Raw genomic sequence first — 19,658 nt, 5'->3', positions numbered from 1 at the left:
CTATACTTCTTGTTTCCTATCTATTTATTGTATTTTCACACTTTTGATTTGCAACTCCACATGAGGTTTTACAAGCGGACTGACAAGATGTCTGACATGCACCACATCCACCATGTTTTATAGTATCTTGCAGTTTGCAAGTGCTCAGTGTTATAATTCTTTTCATTACCTTTAACCTCCTTTTGAAATAATTTTGAAGAACTAAGGCATATAATTGTGAAACACTTCACAATTATATGCCTTAGTTCTTTAATTTTTGCGTATTAATTCTATTCATACTTCTAACAACACTTTAAAATATCACGAGAATATCAATAATAGTATCTTGCAGTTTGCAAGTGCTCAGTGTTATAATTCTTTTCATTACCTTTAACCTCCTTTTGAAATAATTTTGAAGAACTAAGGCATATAATTGTGAAACAATTATATGCCTTAGTTCTTTAATTTTTGCGTATTAATTCTATTCATACTTCTAACAACACTTTAAAATATCACGAGAATATCAATAACAGTTACATACCATAAAAGCTAGATATAGAGTACTGTTTGTTGTAATTATATATGCATCTAAAAATACGGTACGTGAAATTACAACATTTATCCTATAAAAAAATATAGACGTTTATTATTTTCTGCTATAACTATAAAAAGTCACCCCCAATGGAATTAACCTTTTATAGACTATGGCAACAGAAGGATGTCATAAAACTAGGATTTGATATTGTAGCATTTCACTTGTGAAAAGTATAACATGATTAAACAAAAATAGATGTGTCAATCCTTGAAACATTAGCCATAAATTGATTTTTTGAGTATGTATAGATATATATAATATTTAATAAGCCTATAGAATTCATCATACATCACTATCAATAATTAACGCTTTTTTAATAATAAAAAAGATGTCCAAAAAAATTCTATTTTTTTAGACATCCTTTTAATCTATTTTATTAATAATCCCGTAGGAGTAACTTGATATGTTTTTTTCTTACCCACAAATTCCTGTTTACTATTCTCAAGATTAGTAAGTGTGGCGCGTGTCTTTTCCTTTTGTGCTTCTCCCTCTATATGAGTAACCTCAATATAATCCCCTACTTTGACTGGAACGGTTTGGCTTTCAGCAGCTTGTTGTCTATTTCCTACAATTTCTTTATTGTACAAAATATTACCCGATGAGTTTTGAACTTTAATGCTTGCATATGTACTAGTAAAATAGGAATGAGGTATACCCGCTCCTAATTTAATCTGCATTTTTTCTGTTGCTTTGTTATACTCTACTTTTGCGATTTCTCGATCATTATATCCCTTTAAAGACCAGGCAAATTGATTTCCATCTAAAACTGTTGTTTCCGGCATTTTCTCTACTTTCTTCAGACCTTCTTTTGTAACTTCGTATATGGCTTTTTTTCCAAAACTCTCTTGTTTACTATTATCTACATTTGTAAAAATAGCTCTATGCACACCTTCTAGATGTGTTAACTCAATATAATCTCCTACTTTGAATGGTACCTTTTGCGATTCAGCATTTTGTTGTTTGTTTCCATAAATGTCTTTATTGTATACTACTTTTCCTGATGTATTTTGTACTTTAATACTCGCATATGTTTCATTAAAATAATGATGTGGTATGCCTGATTTTAAATCAACTTGCATTTCCTCTGTCAACTTATTGAAATTGATTTTAGCAAACTCGAAATCACTGATTCCTTTTAGCGACCAAGCAAATTGATTTCCATCTAGAATTGTTGCTTCTGGCATTTTTTCTAGTTTCTTCAGACCTTCTTTTGTAACTTCGTATATGGCTTTTTTTCCAAAGCTCTCTTGTTTACTATTATCTACATTTGTGAGAGTGGCTCTATGCACACCTTCTAGATGTGTTAACTCAATATAATCTCCTACTTTGACTGAAACTTTTTGCGATTCAGCATTTTGTTGCTTGTTTCCATAAATGTCTTTATTGTATACTACTTTCCCTGATGTATCCTGTACTTTAATACTTGCATACGTACTATCAAAATAATTGTGTGGTGTCCCTGCTATTAAATTAACTTGCAATTCTTCTGTTGATTTATTTAAATTAACTTTTGCAAATTCAAAATCTCCTATACCTTTCATCGACCATGCAAACTTATCCCCTTCTAAAATATTAGAAGAGTTCGGTATATCTGAATTAAGACCTAAGTTATCTAATATAGATTTTAGATCAGGTAAGACACCTATTCTATCATTCCACGGCTCTTGAGATTTTGTTCCTGTATTTGGATTACTTAAGATATTTCTTAATTCGGCTGGTGTATAAGGGGAACCTCGATGTTCTTTAGCAATACCTTGAATCGAAGTTGCTGCTCCAGCAATAATTGGTGAAGCACTTGATGTTCCACTAAATGTTGATGTATATAAATTTGTAGTATTTTGACTTGGATTGGCTGATGTTGTATCAACATTTTCTCCCCATCCATATACATCTAATCGACTTCCATAATTTGAAAACCATAAACGTTTATGTGGAACAGTTGATGATCCCGCCCCAACCATAATAGCACCTGAATCCTTAAAGTCTGGACTATTTCGATTTAAGATCTTTTTTCCATTACGATCTTTAAAATTATCTAAGTCGTTTGAACCATTTGCGCCAGCTTCTATAATAATAATCCCTTTATCTGTACCAATACGAATCGCATCAAAAATATCTGGATGTACTTCTACAGGTAAATATTTATCCCCATATCCATCATACGAAGCTTGTGCCTCTAATAAAAGAATATCCCCTGCTTGTAAATTAAGTACAGCACTTAAAATAGCATCCGCTGTATTATAAATTCCATTATCTCTGATTTGGGATATTACTTTTACATTTGCTTTTGGTGCAATTCCAATATTTCCAATTTGATTATCTTCGGATGAAACAATTCCTAATACAGAAGTACCATGAGCTCTATGCTGACTTATATTTTGTCCAGACATAAGTTTTATATTTTTATTGACTAGATCCTCATGGGTCAATAACCACCCATATTCCATATCGACAAAGGTTGTACCTTTCCCGTCACCACCTTTAATGCTCCAAGCATGCGAGGCATTAATTCCCTTTGGTGCCGCTTCAAGATACCCTTGATTTTTAAATCTAGGATCATCGTACGGATTAACAGATAAATCTGGTAACTGTATTTCAGGGGGTGTTAAAATTTGTTTTTCTTGTATATAAGCCTCCTCTACAAGAGGTGATATTTCAAATTTTTTCAGTAATAATTCTATTTCTATGTTATTAGGAGCTTGTACAATATAATAATTTAATAAATTGTTAGCTGATTGATTATCAAATGATTTAGAGTATAATGATAACTTTTCAATCTCTATCGGATTTACAGATGAGAACAAGCGATTCAAAGTAAGTTCCGTATTTTCGGAAAATAACTTCTTTAAATTGTTATCATAATTCCCACTTTTTATTCGTTTCTCAATACCATCTTCATAAGGTAAATCAATTTCATTTTTAAACTTTACAATTAATTGTTTTTCCTGTGAATCTCTTTTATTAGAATCTGTTTCTTTGTATGTGACATTATAAGATTCAGCGTAAACTTTATTATGAATTCTATCATTTTGTAGTATTAGATCTGTTCCTACAAATGTTGTCATTGCAATTGATGAAATTAGAAACCCTTTGAATATGTTCATACTATACCCGCCAATCTATTTTCTCTTGAGCATTTTTTAATGCGTATAATAGTTAATATTTTTATATAAAATATAAATTAATAATTTAAGTTTTGCAGTGAAATCTATGACTTTATTAATAATCCCATAGAGGTAACCTGATATATTCTTTTCTTTCCTATATATTCCTGTTTACTATTCTCAAGATTAGTAAGTGTGGCACGTGTCTTTTCCTTTTGTGCTTCTCCCTCTATATGAGTAAACTCAATATAATCCCCTACTTTGACTGGAACGGTTTGGCTCTCAGCAGATTGTTGTCTATTTCCTATAATTTCTTTATTGTACAAAATATTACCGGATGAATTCTGGACTTTAATGCTTGCATACGTATTAGTAAAATAAGAATGGGGGATACCCGCTTCTAATTTAATTTGCATTTTTTCTGTTGCTTTGTTATATTCTATTTTCGCGATTTCTCGATCATTATATCCCTTTAATGACCAAGCGAATTGATTTCCATCTAAAACCGTTGTTTCTGGCATTTTCTCTACTTTCTTCAAGCCTTCTTTTGTCACTTGATATCTCGCTGTCTTTCCAATGGTTTCATTTTTGTTATTTTCAAGGTTAGTTAAAGTTGCTCGCGTTTTTTCCTTTGTTGCTTCTCCTTCTATATGGGTAAATTCAATGTAATCCCCTACCTTGACGGGCACAGTTTGGCTTTCAGCATTTTGTTGTTTATTTCCCACGATTTCCTTATTGTACAGAACGTTGCCAGAAGAATTTTGAACCTTAATACTCGCATACGTACTAGCAAAATAGGAATGTGGTACACCTGATTCTAGTTTTACCTTCATCTCTTCTACCGTTTTATCATAATCTACTTTTGCAATTTCTCTATCACTATATCCTTTTAATGACCACGCAAACTTGTTTCCTTCTAAAATTGTTGCTTCTGGCATTTTTTCTACTTTCTTCAGGCCTTCCTTTGTAACTTCGTATATAGCTTTTTTTCCAAAGCTCTCTAGCTTACTATTATCTACATTTGTCAGAGTAGCTCTATGTACACCTTCTAAATGTGTTAACTCTATATAATCGCCTACTTTGACTGGAACTTTTTGCGATTCAGCATTTTGCTGTTTGTTTCCATAAATCTCTTTGTTGTAGACCACTTTACCTGATGTGTTTTGCACTTTAATACTTGCATATGTACTATCAAAGTAGTTATGTGGTACACCTGCTTTTAGATCTATTTGCATTTCTTCTGTTGATTTATTTAAATTTACTTTCGCAAATTCAAAATCTCCAATCCCTTTCAACGACCATGCAAATTCATTACCTTCAAAAATGTTTGGAGATTCATTTTTGATTTGTACCTTTTTCTCAACAGTTTGATCAAATATATCCTTTAATACAATTTTTGCATAAGCACTTGTTGGTAATGATATAGATTGACTGATTCCATTTTGATAAGATTTAATATCATCAATTACGCTAATAGGTTGGCCCGTCATATTTTCATTGTTATAAATTTCAATTTTCCCCTTAAATTGCGGTGTACTATTTTCTTTTAGTTTCCAAGATACATTTAATTTTTCATTTTCATAATATATAGATTGGATATCATAATCTAGTTTTCCTATTTCAGGTTGAGTAGGTTGATTTAGCGTGAATATTTTTCCTGACCCAATAGTAGACTGCGTATTACCTCCTGCTTTGACCCATACATATTCTGAAGTAGCTCCTCCATCATATTGATAAGTATTATCATGCGTTCCAGAAATACTTTGATTATTCCAAGAACTCCATTGTTTATCAACTAATTTTCGGCTATAACCATTTTTCAGGCGCGCTTCTCGAACATTCTGTCCACTATCAGCCCAGTCTTCTTGAAACATTCCTAACCCATGATTAAATGCAACATTAGCAACCGGAAAGTCCATAATTGCAATTTGATGCCATTTATTCTTTGTTACATCTTTCATCCATTGTCCAAATTTAGTATGACCATTTTCTTGCCATGAACGCATTGTCATTGTGTACCAATTGTAGTCTTTCCAACCATAAGTTGTTTGAACCTTCATTCCTGTTCCTTCTCCTCCAAAGGGTCCAGCTTGCGAATTCGGAGATAAGTATTCGGCCTTTATTGCTTCTTTAGAGGAAATTGGATCCCATAAGGCAAAATGTAAAGTACGTTTTCCATTTTCATCAAACCCACTTTGTTGTTGAAAACCAGCATATCCTCCAGCTTCACCACCTGCATTCCAGTTGTGTACAGCCCAGTACGTATAAGGTGGTGTCTGAACTGGTGACCAGTCTATACTAATAATATCTGAGGCAGGTATATTTTGGGGACTCACATAAACTGCTGGAGCAGCTGAATGTGTTGCAGCTTTAGTGTGCAAAATAGACGTTCCAAACATAGAAAACATGCTACATGCTGCGGTCATTATAATAACTTTATTAAATCTTTTCTTCGTTTTCTGACTAATCACTAATCTACATCCTTTTCTAATTTTTATTGTTTCCCGACAGAAGACTCCTTCCTCAAAAATGTGAAGGTGTGAAACACCAATTTTAGGTGGGAGATGAATGTCGGTTGGCATAAGCCAACATGTTTGTTATCATTTACTTGTACAGATTGCTCTTTGAAAACTGAAGATATGGGGTTGGTTGCAGAAAAACGTTGCAACCGTAAAATCTTCAACGTTCTATCGCCCCATGCTTACCGAAGTTGCGAAAACCAAGCTAAAGTAGGGAGTGTGGAGCGTTAACGTACAAGATACTTATGTTCTCACCGTAGGGACTACGGGTAGAGCCTGCTAAGATAACCGGTGGATACACCGGTGTTCGCAGGAATCTCCCACTTCAAAAAGTCCGTAAGGGCGTTAAGTGGTGAGTAGTTCAATATTGAATAATAACTTAGTAGAGAAATCTATCAAAATTCAAGCAACATCCAGTAAATCTTTAAAATACTGCCCCAATTTTATGTTGTTCTATCTTCTCATCTGATTCTTACATGTTATTTGATTGTAATTGGTTTCCATAAAGATAACGCAAATATCCAATTCGGGTCCCCATTTCCTTGATGACTTTGAACCGCTTCATACACTGTCCCTTGATGTTCAACTTTATCGCCCTTTGTATATGCCTTCTTTGGATCCCATTTCTCATAAGATACATTTTGATCTTTTGTTTTTACCAAAAGAATTTCACTTTGAATTGATGTATTTCCAGCTGCATCTACAGCCTTCACTGCATATTTATATTCCTTATTAACTGTTAAGTTTTGATCAGTAAACGTCGTTCCTTGTACGGTTTGAATCAATTGTCCATCACGTAATACCTGATATTCTTTTACACCTACATTATCTGTAGACGGATTCCATTTTAGCTCTACACTGTTAGAAGTAAGGTTGCTTGCATATAATCCTTGTGGCTGTGTGGGAGCTTCTGTATCTGGTTCCGGATTAACAATTTTATCTACTTTCTTCAATCCCTCTTTTGTAATCTCATACACCACTTTGTTCCCAAAACTTTCCTGGATGCTTTTTTCCACATTTGTAATAGTAGCTCTATGTACACCTTCTAGATGTGTTAGCTCTATATAGTCTCCTACCTTAACCGAAACTTTTTGCGATTCAGCATTTTGTTGTTTGTTTCCAAAAATCTCTTTGTTATAGACCACTTTACCTGATGTGTTTTGCACTTTAATACTTGCATATGTACTATCAAAGTAGTTATGTGGTACACCTGCTTTTAGATCTATTTGCATTTCTTCTGTTGATTTATTTAAATTTACTTTTGCAAATTCAAAGTCTCCAATCCCTTTCAGCGACCATGTAAACTGATTTCCTTCTAAAATATTATTTACATTAGGCATATCTGGTTTAATTGGATTAGAATCCGTACCCTTCCAAATCTCTGCTGTTAAAATTGGATATCCTAATGCAGTTACTTTTTGAATGGTATCATTATTTGGACGTAATCCCCACTGCTCAAAGAAAGGAATCAAATTTTGTTTGGCTACTTTTGATGCTGAAATCATAAATAATTGTTTTTTATTTTCATCAGTTTGTGGAAGTTCACTTGAAGGCATATCTCTATACAATTGATGCAATTTAGGATAGAAATCCTCTCCATACGCTAACTGTAGTTGCCAAAGCATAACAAGCTTTACAAAAACATCGCTAATTTCATCATAATTTTTATTCACTTGTTCTAGATATTGAAATGCTTTTGGATAAATTCCACTTTTCTCTAAGTTGGATGGTTGGTTAAATGCTTTTTCTACAGAAAGGCTGTATATATTATTTTGTACTTCTGTCATATTATAAAACTTCCAGGGTGATTGTTGTCTCAAATGTCCTGCCTCATGCCAAGGACCCCATCCATCTTTTACAAATTTATTAATATCTAATACATATTGAATTGCATCTCCTACATATGCAGTTCGATAAGAAGTTGCATACATATAATAATCGGGAGAATGATTTTCTTCTACGTAATGAACATAATGTTTATCTACTTGTTCTTCAGATAATCCAGCTACTTTGTCTTGAATTCGAGTAGCTTCATCCATCTTTTTTAAGAGTTGTACAGGATCTGTATTAGAACCCAACAAATATTTCTTAACACGTGCAGGGCTGGCCGTAATTAATACACGTTCTCCTTTTAACTCCACTGCATGTGCATTAGGATACTGGTCCAGCATGTTTATTAAATCTTGTTTCGTATGCTTTCCTAGTTCAAAGAAAGGCATAGTCGTTCCACCTGTTGTGATTGTTGTTCGAATGGTACCACCTTGTTGTTTATTATAAAAATAAATCATCCCCCCATTTGGAGATTGGATTGTGTTTATACCAGGTTTTAATGTAAATGATTTTATCTTTGAATCTTCTCTCCAAGAAGCATCATACGAATACGTTCCAATATATACCTGAATATCTTGATTACCTTCCACATTAATCGTTATTTGTTCATTTGGCTTTGCATATAAACCAGTTGGTTCATATGGACTAAATGCCATACTTTTTCTTTCCTGTTGTTTCAGTACCTCAACATCCCCTTTTCCTGGGACTGTAAATGTTCTATTTTCTGATTTAACTGATTTTTCACTTTGCAGTGATGTCGATAAATTTTTTTGCTGCTGCGTTTCCTCTGCAAAGACATCTGATGAAGAAGCCATCCCAGAAGCAATTATAGTTAATGTTGCAGTAGCTACTAGTATTCTTTTGGTTTTATACTTTGATTTATTCCCCATAGTATCTCCCTCTCATTTCCTTGATCAATTTAATAGTTTTGGTTTCTTTAGCATGTACTTACGTACAAAAACAGTTCATGAACTTGTATTTATTACTTTTTTACATAGTCCTCCCTTATTCTATTTGTAATTATATTTTGATATTATTTGATGACACATATTAATACAACTTTATAAAATATCAATCAATAATGAGCTTTTATGTTTTGATTTGGTATTCTTAACTATCTTATAAATCAAATAAATTACATAAAGGTATTCATTTCGTGTGAATAATACTTCAAATCAAATTATTTACAGATTAATAATTCACAAAAAATTAATATTATGTAAAATCTTATCAAGGAAATAAATACAAGCTGATTCGTCATATATACCTTGAAATCACTAAGATGATTACTACCATCAGTTTACTCATCCCTTTTTTCTATTTCAGTTTAAGTTTGTAAGTTATAAGGAGATAAAAAACGTTATTTTTTCTAATTCAATTTTGAATAAAGCCACTTTATATAAAATTGAATTAACGATAATTTATCTTCTTTAATAAGAAAATATAAGCGGATATTAACCAAACATCTTTTAAATATGGAATGTCCCTAAAAAAACGAATCTATTTTGAAAATAGATTCGTTTTTTTACGTATAACATAAATTTTCAAATTTTTTTGATCGAATTTTTTATAAGGAGAAAAGGTACATCCCAAAAGAGAAGAATCCTACTTGCTCAAACATGTAGTGATAACCTTTGTCTCTGATATTTCTCATTTATAGTTTGTTTAATTGACTATGTCTTTTAGAATACATAAAATATACTATTACCCCTATAAATAACCAAATACCGAAATAAACCCAAGTTTTTAAAGGTAGATTTACCATTAAGAATAAGCAACATGTTATTGAAATAATCGGTAAGATTGGTACCAGTGGTACCATGAAACCACGTTTTAAATTCGGATGTGTTTTACGAAGAATGATAACAGTTACACCAACCATGGCGAATGTTAATAACGCTCCAATATTCGCTAAATTAGACAATTCTTTTAAATCGATAAATCCAGCAATTAAAGCACTACCAATCCCTGTTAACCAAGTTGAGAATACTGGCGCTTCTGTTTTTTTATTAATTTTCGCAAAAGATTTTGGTAATAAACCGTCACGGCTCATCGCAAAGAATACACGTGTTGCTGCATAAATGTAAGCGAAAATTACAGCCATAATACCAATTACAGCTCCAACTGCGATTATCCCCGCCACTTTATCTTGTCCTACAACTTCTAATACGTAAGCCATTGCTTCTGGTACATCTAATTCCTTATACGAAACCATGCCTGTCATAACAAGACAGACAATAACATAAATAATTGTACAAATAACTAACGAAGCAATAATACCAATTGGTAGATCACGTTGTGGATTTTTTACTTCTTCAGCAGACGTTGCTAACGCATCAAATCCTAAAAAAGCAAAGAATACTGCAGCTCCTCCAGAAAAGACTCCGCTTATACCGTACGGTGCAAATGGTATCCAGTTTTCTGGTTTCACGTAAAATATACCAACTGAAATAAATAAAATAACAATACAAATTTTTATTAATACCATTGCGTTATTCACTCGCTTACTTTCCTTCGTGCCTTTTGATAATAACAAAGTTAATATCAAAGTAATGATTACTGCTGGTAAGTTAACGATTCCACCTTGCGTTGGAATCGTTAACAGTGATTTTGGTATTTCAATCCCAAATCCACTTACTAAGTTGTGGAAATAGCCTGTCCATCCACCTGCTACCGCCGCAGTTGTAACTATATATACTGACAGTAAGGTCCAGCCCATTAAATGAGCTACAAACTCACCAATTGTCGCATATGAATAGGTGTATACACTACCAGATACTGGAAGTGCAGAGGCAATTTCTGCATAACATAGGGCTGCAAATCCACAAACAATTGCCGCAATCATAAATGAAAAAATAACTGCTGGACCAGCATCTCTTGCTGCTACTAATCCAGTTAATACAAGCACTCCTGTACCAATTATCGCGCCAATCCCTAGCATGGTAAGGTCAAATGCGCCTAATGTTTTTGTCAAAGTCTTTCTTTTACTATCTTCTAACAATTTCCTAACGGATTTTTTCCTAAATAAGTTGGCCATAACACACGCCTCCATTTATTTAAAAGGGAGCTAAGATATCTTCTCCTAGCTCCCCTTTAGTAAAATGATTCTATTTTAAAAGATTCTTCAATCGTTATTTTACCTCATTGGCAACAAAGAAATGCTCACATACACTTGAAATACGTTTTAAATCCACATTGCCGCCTGAAATAACCGCTACTACTTTTTTATCCTGCACATATTTATCAACTTTCCCTGCTAGAAGAGCGGCTGTAGCTAATGCTCCCGCACCTTCTACGACAGCTTTTCCGCGTTGCAGTAAGTCTTTCATTGCCACTTCTAATTCTTCTTCTGATACAGTTACAATGTCATCTACTAGGTCTTTTACAATTTCAAAAGTTAAATTTCCTGGTATTTTAACTGCGCAACCATCCGCTATTGTCGGAGACTCATAATGTTCTACAATTTTCCCAACATCATAAGAAGCTTTCATTCCATGAACATTATCTGCCTGAACGCCAATAATATTAATAGAGGGGTTAAATGATTTCAGTGCAACAGCAATTCCTGAAATAATTCCTCCCCCACCAATAGGTACAATAACAGTATCAACATCCCACATATCATCCAGAATATCTAAACCAATTGTCCCTTGGCCAGCCATTACTTCTACATCATCATATGGATGTAGGTATGTTTCGCCTGTTTCTTTTATAATCTCTTCACATTTCGCTTTTGCATCATCAAAGGTATCACCGTATAAAATAACTTCAGAACCATATCCTCTGGTCGCATCCACTTTAGCCTGCGGTGCGGAGGTTGGCATTACAATTTTACTTTTAATTCCAAGTAAATGGGAAGATAATGCAACACCTTGTGCATGATTTCCAGCTGAACAAGCGATCACACCACGTTCTTTTTCTTCATTTGTTAGTTGGAAAATTTTATTAAATGCACCACGAAATTTGAATGAACCTGTTAACTGCATGTTTTCTAGCTTCAAATAAATTTCTCCACCGGTTTTACTGGTTAAATAGAAAGATTTAACCAAAGGCGTTTTTCTAGCATTTACGTCAAGAATTTCTTTGGCTTTTTTAATGTCAGTAATATCTAACAATATGTTTTTGCTAATCATACTAACACTTCTTTCAATTGTTTAAAGTCCAAACCTAGCGTCAGACCTAAATTTTCGTAGGTAATAATACCTTTATAAACATTTACCCCAGATTCTAATGATGATTTATTTTGAATTGCATTTTCTAATCCATCTTTAGCAATCGCTAGTAAATACTCAATATTTCCATTTGCCAACGCCATAGTTGAAGTACGTGGGGTGGCACCAGGCATATTTGGTACTGCATAATGGATTACATCATGTTTAATAAATACAGGATTATCATGAGTTGTATAATGGTCAATCGTTTCTACTGTACCACCTTGATCTATTGCGATATCAACAATGACACTTCCTGGCTTCATAGATTGAACCATATACTCTTTAACAATTTTAGGAGGGCGAGATCCTGGTATTAAGATTGTTGAAATAAATAAATCTGCCTCTTTAATCGTTCGCTCTAAATTTTCAGTATTAGATTCAATTATATTTACTTCTTCTGTTGCGTATTGCTTTCTTAAATATGCAATTCTTTCTTGATTAACCTCTAGAATTGTAACACTACATCCAATCCCAATTGCCATATCACAGGCATTAGTTGCAGCATTCCCTCCACCTAGGATTACAACTTTTCCGGCTGGGATTCCCTCAATACCTGATAATAAAATCCCCTCACCTTGATGTTGTTTTTCTAAATAATAGGCTCCCATAAATACCGCGCGTCTTCCAGCAATTGCACTCATAGGTTTTAATAATGCTAAATTTCCATCCTCACTAATAGTTTCACCAGCAATCGCAGTAGTTCCAGCATTTCTCATTGCTTCCACACACTCTTTAGAAGCGGCAAGATGTAAAAATCCCCATACAATTAGATCTTTTTTAAAGTAATGGTATTCTGCAGGTAATGGTTCTTTTACCTTTACTACCATATCAACATCCCATGCTTCACCTTGAGTTACTATGCTTGCTCCTGCATTTATATATTCATCATTCGTATAACCAGAACCTAATCCAGCATCTTTTTGTACTAATAATTCATTTCCAGCTACAACCAATTTTTGAACATTTTCTGGAGTCATCCCTACACGAGCTTCCCCTTTTTTTATCTCTTTCACTACACCAATTTTCATATCAACACATCCTTTTTTAGAGTGAGTTATAAATTAAATTAACTATTGTCAGATAAATACAAGATTCATAATATTCACCTTTATAATATTTTTTGAATATAATTTAATTTATAACATTGGATTGCACCTACAAGATACCATTAGTAAAAATAACAGGTCAACAATTTTGTGAAACATTTCACAAAACGTTTTATTTAGCTGATTTTCTATATTTTATATCGGAAATATGATTGAATCTCTCAATACTTTGTGATATTCTTCACAAGAATATATCTTCTCTTTTGAATTTGAATTTATTGTTTTCCTATATCAGAATATTAAAATACCTCATCTATTCTTATTATTCATAAAAACGAAATCTCGTTTTCAAATCCATATTTCGGGTTAAATTAAAGAATTTCTTTTAATGTATAATTCATGAAACTTTACGCACCTCAAATCATGTGAATATTTTCACATGATTTGAGGTAAAATTAAACTTTCTTTACCTATACGTTTAATTTCATTTTTTTTAGTATCTGAAATTTATTCAAATTCCCTATATGGTAAGGATGAGGGGCGGCTATTTGTATGGATACAGGATATACTATCAAATAATTTAACAAACAAGATAATGAATTCATAAGAGAATTTATATATTTTTCTAATTGGGAGTGATTATTTTGTCACAACAACAACTTAAAAAGGATATTGGTTTCTTTGCAGCATTAACCACAGTTATTGGTACCGTTATCGGCGCCGGAGTATTTTTCAAGCCCACTGCATTATATGGAGTAACAGGAACAGCAAGCCTAGGATTACTTGCATGGGTAATTGGTGGCATCTTAACCGTTTGCGCAGGGCTAACTGCTGCTGAACTATCTGCCGCTATTCCTGAAACGGGGGGAATGATGGCATATCTAAAGAGAACTTATGGAAACTTAACTGCTTTCTTGCTTGGATGGGCACAAACTGTCATATACTTCCCTGCAAATATTGCAGCACTTGCTATTATTTTCGGGACACAAACGGTTAGTTTATTTGGCCTAAATGTTAATGAACACAAAATGCTAATTATCGCAATCGCAATTATCACCGCAACATTTGTAACTCTTATGAACTTTTTAGGAGCTAAAGCAGCTGGTGGAATCCAAATGGCTTCGACTATATGCAAATTGGTTCCATTAGCATTAATTATTATTTTTGGATTACTACACAAAAGTGACGTTACTTTTCAGCTTTTTCCAATTGAGGCAGGGCCGAACAAATCTATGATATCTGCACTTGGATCTGGTTTACTCGCAACAATGTTCGCCTACGATGGATGGATTCATGTAGGGAATATTGCTGGAGAAATGAAAAACCCTAAAAAAGACTTGCCTAAAGCAATCGTATTAGGATTATCAACAGTAATGGTTGTTTATTTATTAATTAATGTCGCGTTCCTAATGGTCATGTCTGCAACATCGCTCGCAGGTACTGATACACCCGCTTCTCAAGTAGCTACAATTCTTTTTGGAGCTATGGGAGGAAAACTAGTTACCATTGGCATTTTAATTTCCGTATTTGGAACGATTAATGGTTATATTATGACGGGAATGCGAATTCCTTATGCCATGGCTATTGAGAACAAATTACCATTTAGTAAATGGTTTGCTACATTATCTAAAAATAGTCGGGTCCCTTATAATTCTGGTCTATTTATGCTATTTATTTCAATTATTATGATGGCTATTGGCGGATTCAATACTCTTACTGATATGTTGGTATTTGTAATATGGATATTCTACACAATGACATTCCTTGCTGTATTTATCCTACGAAAAAGAGAACCTGAGCTTGTACGACCTTATAAAGTTCCATTGTATCCTTTTATACCATTAGTTGCTATTATTGGCGGATTGTTCATTGTTATTAATACCTTATTTACCCAACCTTTACTAGCTTTATGTGGAATAGGTTTAACCGCACTCGGTCTTCCTATTTATTACACTATGCGTAAAAAGGAACAATTTGGTATAGAAAATCCTATCGAGTAGACCCGTCTTTCTTAAAGAGATGATACAAAATTTTATGATTAGATTGCAATTAATAGTCTATTTTACTTCTTTAGCCTTCTAAAAGATACATTAATCTAACAAATAATAAACAAGGAGAACCCTTCTGGGTTCTCCTTGTTTATTATTTGTTAGTGTTCTGGTTTATACCCTAAGTTAATTTACGCTTTATCCATTCTGCATTCCTGCCTTTAGAAACCAATTTAATATATCCCTGTGAATTTAAAGCGTGTAATGTTTTATTTATAGTACTTTCACTTATATCTGGATGCATGTTTCGAATATTCTCTTTAGTAAAAGGATGATTTTGCCTGTCTATGTATTTTTCAATTCTTTTTCTTTTAGTATGAGTGCTTAGATAATTTTTTATCAAACTATTTAATTCTTTATATGCAGCTAAAACAATATCCAAAAAGATTTTCATCCAGAAAACTACATTATGATCGCCTTGATGCCAGTTAGCCGCGGATTTATACAAAGCATCATAATAATCTGATTCATATTCTTTAAAATATTTATCTATACATGTATATTTTACAAATGTAAATCCACTTTCAATTAATAACCATTGAATTAATATTTTTGCTAACTTGCCATTCCCTTTATTAAATGGATAAATACATAGAAAATTTAGGATAAATTGAGGAATTAGTAGGAGCGGATGAAAATTCCCTTTAGTTCTTAATGCATTATATTGTTCGCATAGATGATACAAATATTGCGGAACCATATCATATAAAACAACTGTACGTAATTTAAATTGATCTTTTAACTTTGGAATAGAAGATAATACAAGTTCGCTTTTTCTCCAATTACCACTTTCAGAAGTTGAATAATTCATTAATTGGAAGTGCAATTCTTGAATTGTTTGCGGTTTAATAGGTAATTTGTAGTTTTCTTTTTGTACAAGTTCTAATGTTTTGCAATAACAAAATAAAGCGTCCTCTTCCAATGTTTGAGGGCTAACATGATTAGAAACAAATTTTTTCAACTGTTTATTTGAGAATGTAAACTTGTCATATATATTAGGAAAAGTTTTAATATATTGTAGGGATATACTCTTTTCCAAAAGATTAAAGATCTCTGGTTTTTGAGTTTGATATGCTGATATTGCTCCTTTATATTCACTGATTTTACTTATAATATTTATTAGTTCCCTTTTAAATTCTAAATTTGTATATTTTTCTTCAAAGAAATTTCTCATCTCTTTCCCTCCTTTCCCTAAGGTTTATTGCCAACTTTGTATGCTCCATTATCACCCTAATTTTCACATTTCCTACTGTATGCTCATTGTTTTATAAACGTCCATTAAGAATGTAATTAAACGGTAGCCAGATGCACACAGGAATTGCTCTCTTCTATAAATGTATGTAGTTTAATAGGTTTCTAATGTTTAATAACAAATAAAAAGGCACTTCCTTAAATTTTTAAAAAAGTGCTTTTTATTTGATCAAATATGTCTGTATTTAGTGACTTAAAGGAAACTATGCACAAAAGGTATCAACCTTTTGTGAAAATCATAACATATTTAGCTATAAATAATTATGTAGATTCTAAAAACGTTCAATCTTGATATGTTATGAACTAATGTTGTGCAGAATCTTAATTTCTTAATAATGTTTATAAAATGATTCTTTACAAGATGAAAGTACTTTATTTCTATTTAAACAAACATTTTTTCTATAATATTTACTTTCAGAGTATATTAGATTAGGTACATTTAAAATGTTGCTAAGTATTTATATATTCGCCATAATGTTATACGATAAATTCATCTTATAGTATTGGTGACATGGTTTCTTTTAATGTATGTACAGAATGATTAAAGTTAAACTTTTCTTCTGCATTTAACTCAATTTCTATAATTTCCCGAATACCTTGACGATTTATAACAGCAGGAACTCCTATATATACATCATTATGACCATATTCATTTTCAAGGTATGCAGATACTGTTAAAACACTATTTTCATGATGTAGAATTGCCTTTGTTATACGTAATAAAGACATTCCAATTCCATAACAGGTCGCTCCCTTACGTTCAATTATATGATAGGCCGCATCACGTGAACGAACAAAAATTTCGTCTAAGTCACTTTGATTATACTGACTTTTATTTTCTAAAATGGTTTGTAGCTTTTGAACGCCAACTGACACATGACTCCAAACCGGAAGCTCCGTATCACCATGTTCACCAATTATATAAGCATGAACATTATGAGGATCAATCTCAAAATATTCTCCTAACATGTAACGGAAACGTGCAGAATCAAGTGTTGTACCTGAACCAATTATGCGCTCTTTCGGCAACCCAGATTCTTTCCAAGTTACATATGTTAAAATGTCCACTGGATTTGTTGCAATTAAGAAAATACCATCGAATCCGCTTGACATGACATTACGAATAATTTCTTTAAAAATCTTAGTATTTTTTTCAACTAAGTCTAAACGTGTTTCACCTGGTCTCTGTGGCAATCCGGCTGTAATTACAACAATTTGCGCATCTTTACAGTCCTCACAGCTACCCTTCCATACTTTTGTTGGTGATGGTGAAAAAGGAATTGCATGACTTAAATCCATTGCTTCTCCTTCTGCTCTTGCTTCATTTACATCCACAAGAACGAATTCTTCTGCCAGGCCCTGATTAATCATACAATATGCATAACTACATCCTACGGCCCCTGTACCAATTAAAACTACACGATTAATATTTTTATTCATTTATAGATCCCTCACTATTTATGTTATGTTTTTGTGCATTGCTGTTATTCTAATAAAAAGAGATTTAATTGATTTTGAATAAACAAATAATGAACTCGAAATACATCTAGTTAAATAAATTTGTTAACGCTTACATTTCGAAGAGTCATTAACTGACCATCATTTCTCATATTGACATTCATCCTTATATTATCTTCATTCAAATCTGATTACTGCAAATTTAAATTTTTTATATGAAGGATTTTTCTATCTATTTTACCCATAATTTTCTATACTGGAAAATCGTTAAATTTTTTTAAAATTCATCTCCGAGTATACCTCCTAATAAAATTTTTATAGGTTGCTGTAATAGATTCAACATTTGACCTTGCATTTTATATTAACAAATTTACAGCACATAAATTGTGAATGTTTTTTGTATATTTTCCGTCCCTTATACGTCTAACAAAAACAAACAATATGTTTTATAAAAGAAAAAATATACTTAAAAATGTATTATATTAGTATTTCTCGCTTATTAATTCAATTGATATAAAAATAATAGTGTTATTTTTATACAGAAATGATTATATTAGTAGCTTAAAGTTTTATTTGTGTTTGTAATGGAATATTCTCCTCAAATTGAGATTCCACTAAATCTTCTACCTCTTCAGGAATAGGGCAATTTTTTGTTATATAATGATATACCATACCAACGAATACAGATCCACCAATAATATTTCCAATTGTAACTGGAATCAAATTATAAATAGCCCCACTAAAAGAAATTGTATTGGGATGTGGCGATACTAGAGAGATTGCAAATAGCGATAAATTTGCAATGCTATGTTCATATCCAGATAAAAAGAATGTAAAAACCAATAACATCATAACAATTATTTTTGATGTATCCCCTTTTACTTGAGAAGGAAGGAAGCATGCTAGACAAACGAGCCAATTACATAAAATAGCTTTAAAAAATAACTGTATTGTCGGAGTATTCATTTTCACTTCCACAACATTACTTAGCAAGTGTTCATATTCAATCTGATCAAAAATACCAGTACCATAAAATAATAACGCAAAAAATATTGCACCTATCAGATTACCTAAAAAACAGGCACCCCAGTTACGAAAAGTATCTAAGACCGTTGTTTTTTTTCGTAAAGTCGAGATTGTAAAATACATTGTATTCCCAGTAAATAATTCCGCGCCACCATATATTATTAATATAAGTGCAATTCCAAAAAACAAAGAAGCAATTAAATATGTTGCAGGTGAATTTACAACATGAAAAAAATCCCCTAATTTAAAACATAATACGATAATAAATCCAATATAGATGCCGGCTAGTACCGCTCGTACAAAATATTGTATTGGGTTTATATCTAATATTTGTTTCTTCTTTTGTGCAAGTTTTATAGCATCAGCTATCCCTTTTTCTAACATAAAATTATACACTCCTTTAGTTCCTATTTATTATAAATTATCCTAAGAATAAACTACATGTTTCAATATTCACTTTCAAGATTTTGTTCAACTTTTCACAAAATAAACACACTCACTTTACGAAATAATTCAAATGATGTGCAATCTGCTATATTTAATAAATCCTAGAAGGTGCATAATCCACGAATATACCTATTCAATATA

Annotated in this window: 11 protein-coding genes; 1 reads left to right on the top strand and 10 read right to left on the bottom strand. The window is 32.4% G+C overall.

Translation table 11 applies throughout. The features are described from left to right. Positions 1 to 16: 16 nt before the first annotated feature. The 7 genes from scfA to ald all read right to left on the bottom strand — a co-directional run bounded on the left by scfA (position 17) and on the right by ald (position 13,269). Positions 17 to 166: a six-cysteine ranthipeptide SCIFF gene (scfA, locus tag DT250_RS24385; protein ID WP_000821352.1), complete on the bottom strand. Its 150-nt coding sequence runs from the start codon at positions 164 to 166 to the stop codon at positions 17 to 19. 776 nt (positions 167 to 942) lie between these two features. Next, entirely contained in the window at positions 943 to 3,678 is a 2,736-nt protein-coding gene (locus tag DT250_RS24380; protein ID WP_149213811.1) for a putative mucin/carbohydrate-binding domain-containing protein, read from the bottom strand. A gap of 104 nt (positions 3,679 to 3,782) precedes the next feature. Then, complete coding sequence (locus DT250_RS24375; protein ID WP_098210822.1) at positions 3,783 to 6,149, bottom strand: putative mucin/carbohydrate-binding domain-containing protein; 2,367 nt, start codon at positions 6,147 to 6,149, stop codon at positions 3,783 to 3,785. 527 nt (positions 6,150 to 6,676) lie between these two features. Then, entirely contained in the window at positions 6,677 to 8,917 is a 2,241-nt protein-coding gene (locus DT250_RS24365) for a M60 family metallopeptidase (RefSeq protein WP_149213810.1), read from the bottom strand. A gap of 764 nt (positions 8,918 to 9,681) precedes the next feature. Beyond that, on the bottom strand, positions 9,682 to 11,064 hold the full coding sequence (locus DT250_RS24360; RefSeq protein ID WP_097891230.1) for an amino acid permease: 1,383 nt from the start codon (positions 11,062 to 11,064) through the stop codon (positions 9,682 to 9,684). 94 nt (positions 11,065 to 11,158) lie between these two features. Next, positions 11,159 to 12,160, bottom strand: a complete 1,002-nt coding sequence (gene tdcB / locus DT250_RS24355; RefSeq protein WP_078204053.1) for a bifunctional threonine ammonia-lyase/L-serine ammonia-lyase TdcB — start codon at positions 12,158 to 12,160, stop codon at positions 11,159 to 11,161. Beyond that, positions 12,157 to 13,269 (bottom strand): alanine dehydrogenase, encoded by a 1,113-nt coding sequence (gene ald / locus DT250_RS24350; RefSeq protein ID WP_078204052.1) that lies wholly within the window; start codon positions 13,267 to 13,269, stop codon positions 12,157 to 12,159. Before ald ends, tdcB begins: the two co-directional genes overlap by 4 nt. Positions 13,270 to 13,931: 662 nt before the next feature. Here ald and DT250_RS24345 point away from each other — a divergent pair. Next, positions 13,932 to 15,287 (top strand): APC family permease, encoded by a 1,356-nt coding sequence (locus DT250_RS24345; RefSeq protein ID WP_002090320.1) that lies wholly within the window; start codon positions 13,932 to 13,934, stop codon positions 15,285 to 15,287. 169 nt (positions 15,288 to 15,456) lie between these two features. On the opposite strand, the gene DT250_RS24340 is transcribed toward DT250_RS24345, so the two are convergent. From DT250_RS24340 to DT250_RS24330, 3 genes are all read right to left on the bottom strand, one after another. Then, positions 15,457 to 16,509, bottom strand: a complete 1,053-nt coding sequence (locus DT250_RS24340; RefSeq protein ID WP_097891232.1) for a Fic family protein — start codon at positions 16,507 to 16,509, stop codon at positions 15,457 to 15,459. 572 nt (positions 16,510 to 17,081) lie between these two features. Beyond that, positions 17,082 to 18,026, bottom strand: coding sequence for an L-lactate dehydrogenase (locus DT250_RS24335; protein ID WP_149213809.1), 945 nt, complete (start codon positions 18,024 to 18,026; stop codon positions 17,082 to 17,084). Between the two features lie 579 nt (positions 18,027 to 18,605). Continuing rightward, positions 18,606 to 19,454: a formate/nitrite transporter family protein gene (locus tag DT250_RS24330; protein ID WP_097891236.1), complete on the bottom strand. Its 849-nt coding sequence runs from the start codon at positions 19,452 to 19,454 to the stop codon at positions 18,606 to 18,608. Between the last annotated feature and the right edge of the window lie 204 nt (positions 19,455 to 19,658).

This window comes from Bacillus sp. AR2-1 (genome assembly GCF_008368755.1).
In the GTDB taxonomy this organism is placed as follows: domain Bacteria; phylum Bacillota; class Bacilli; order Bacillales; family Bacillaceae_G; genus Bacillus_A; species Bacillus_A wiedmannii.
Note: the sequence above shows the minus strand (reverse complement) of the source record. Positions and strands in the feature narration are given on the sequence as shown.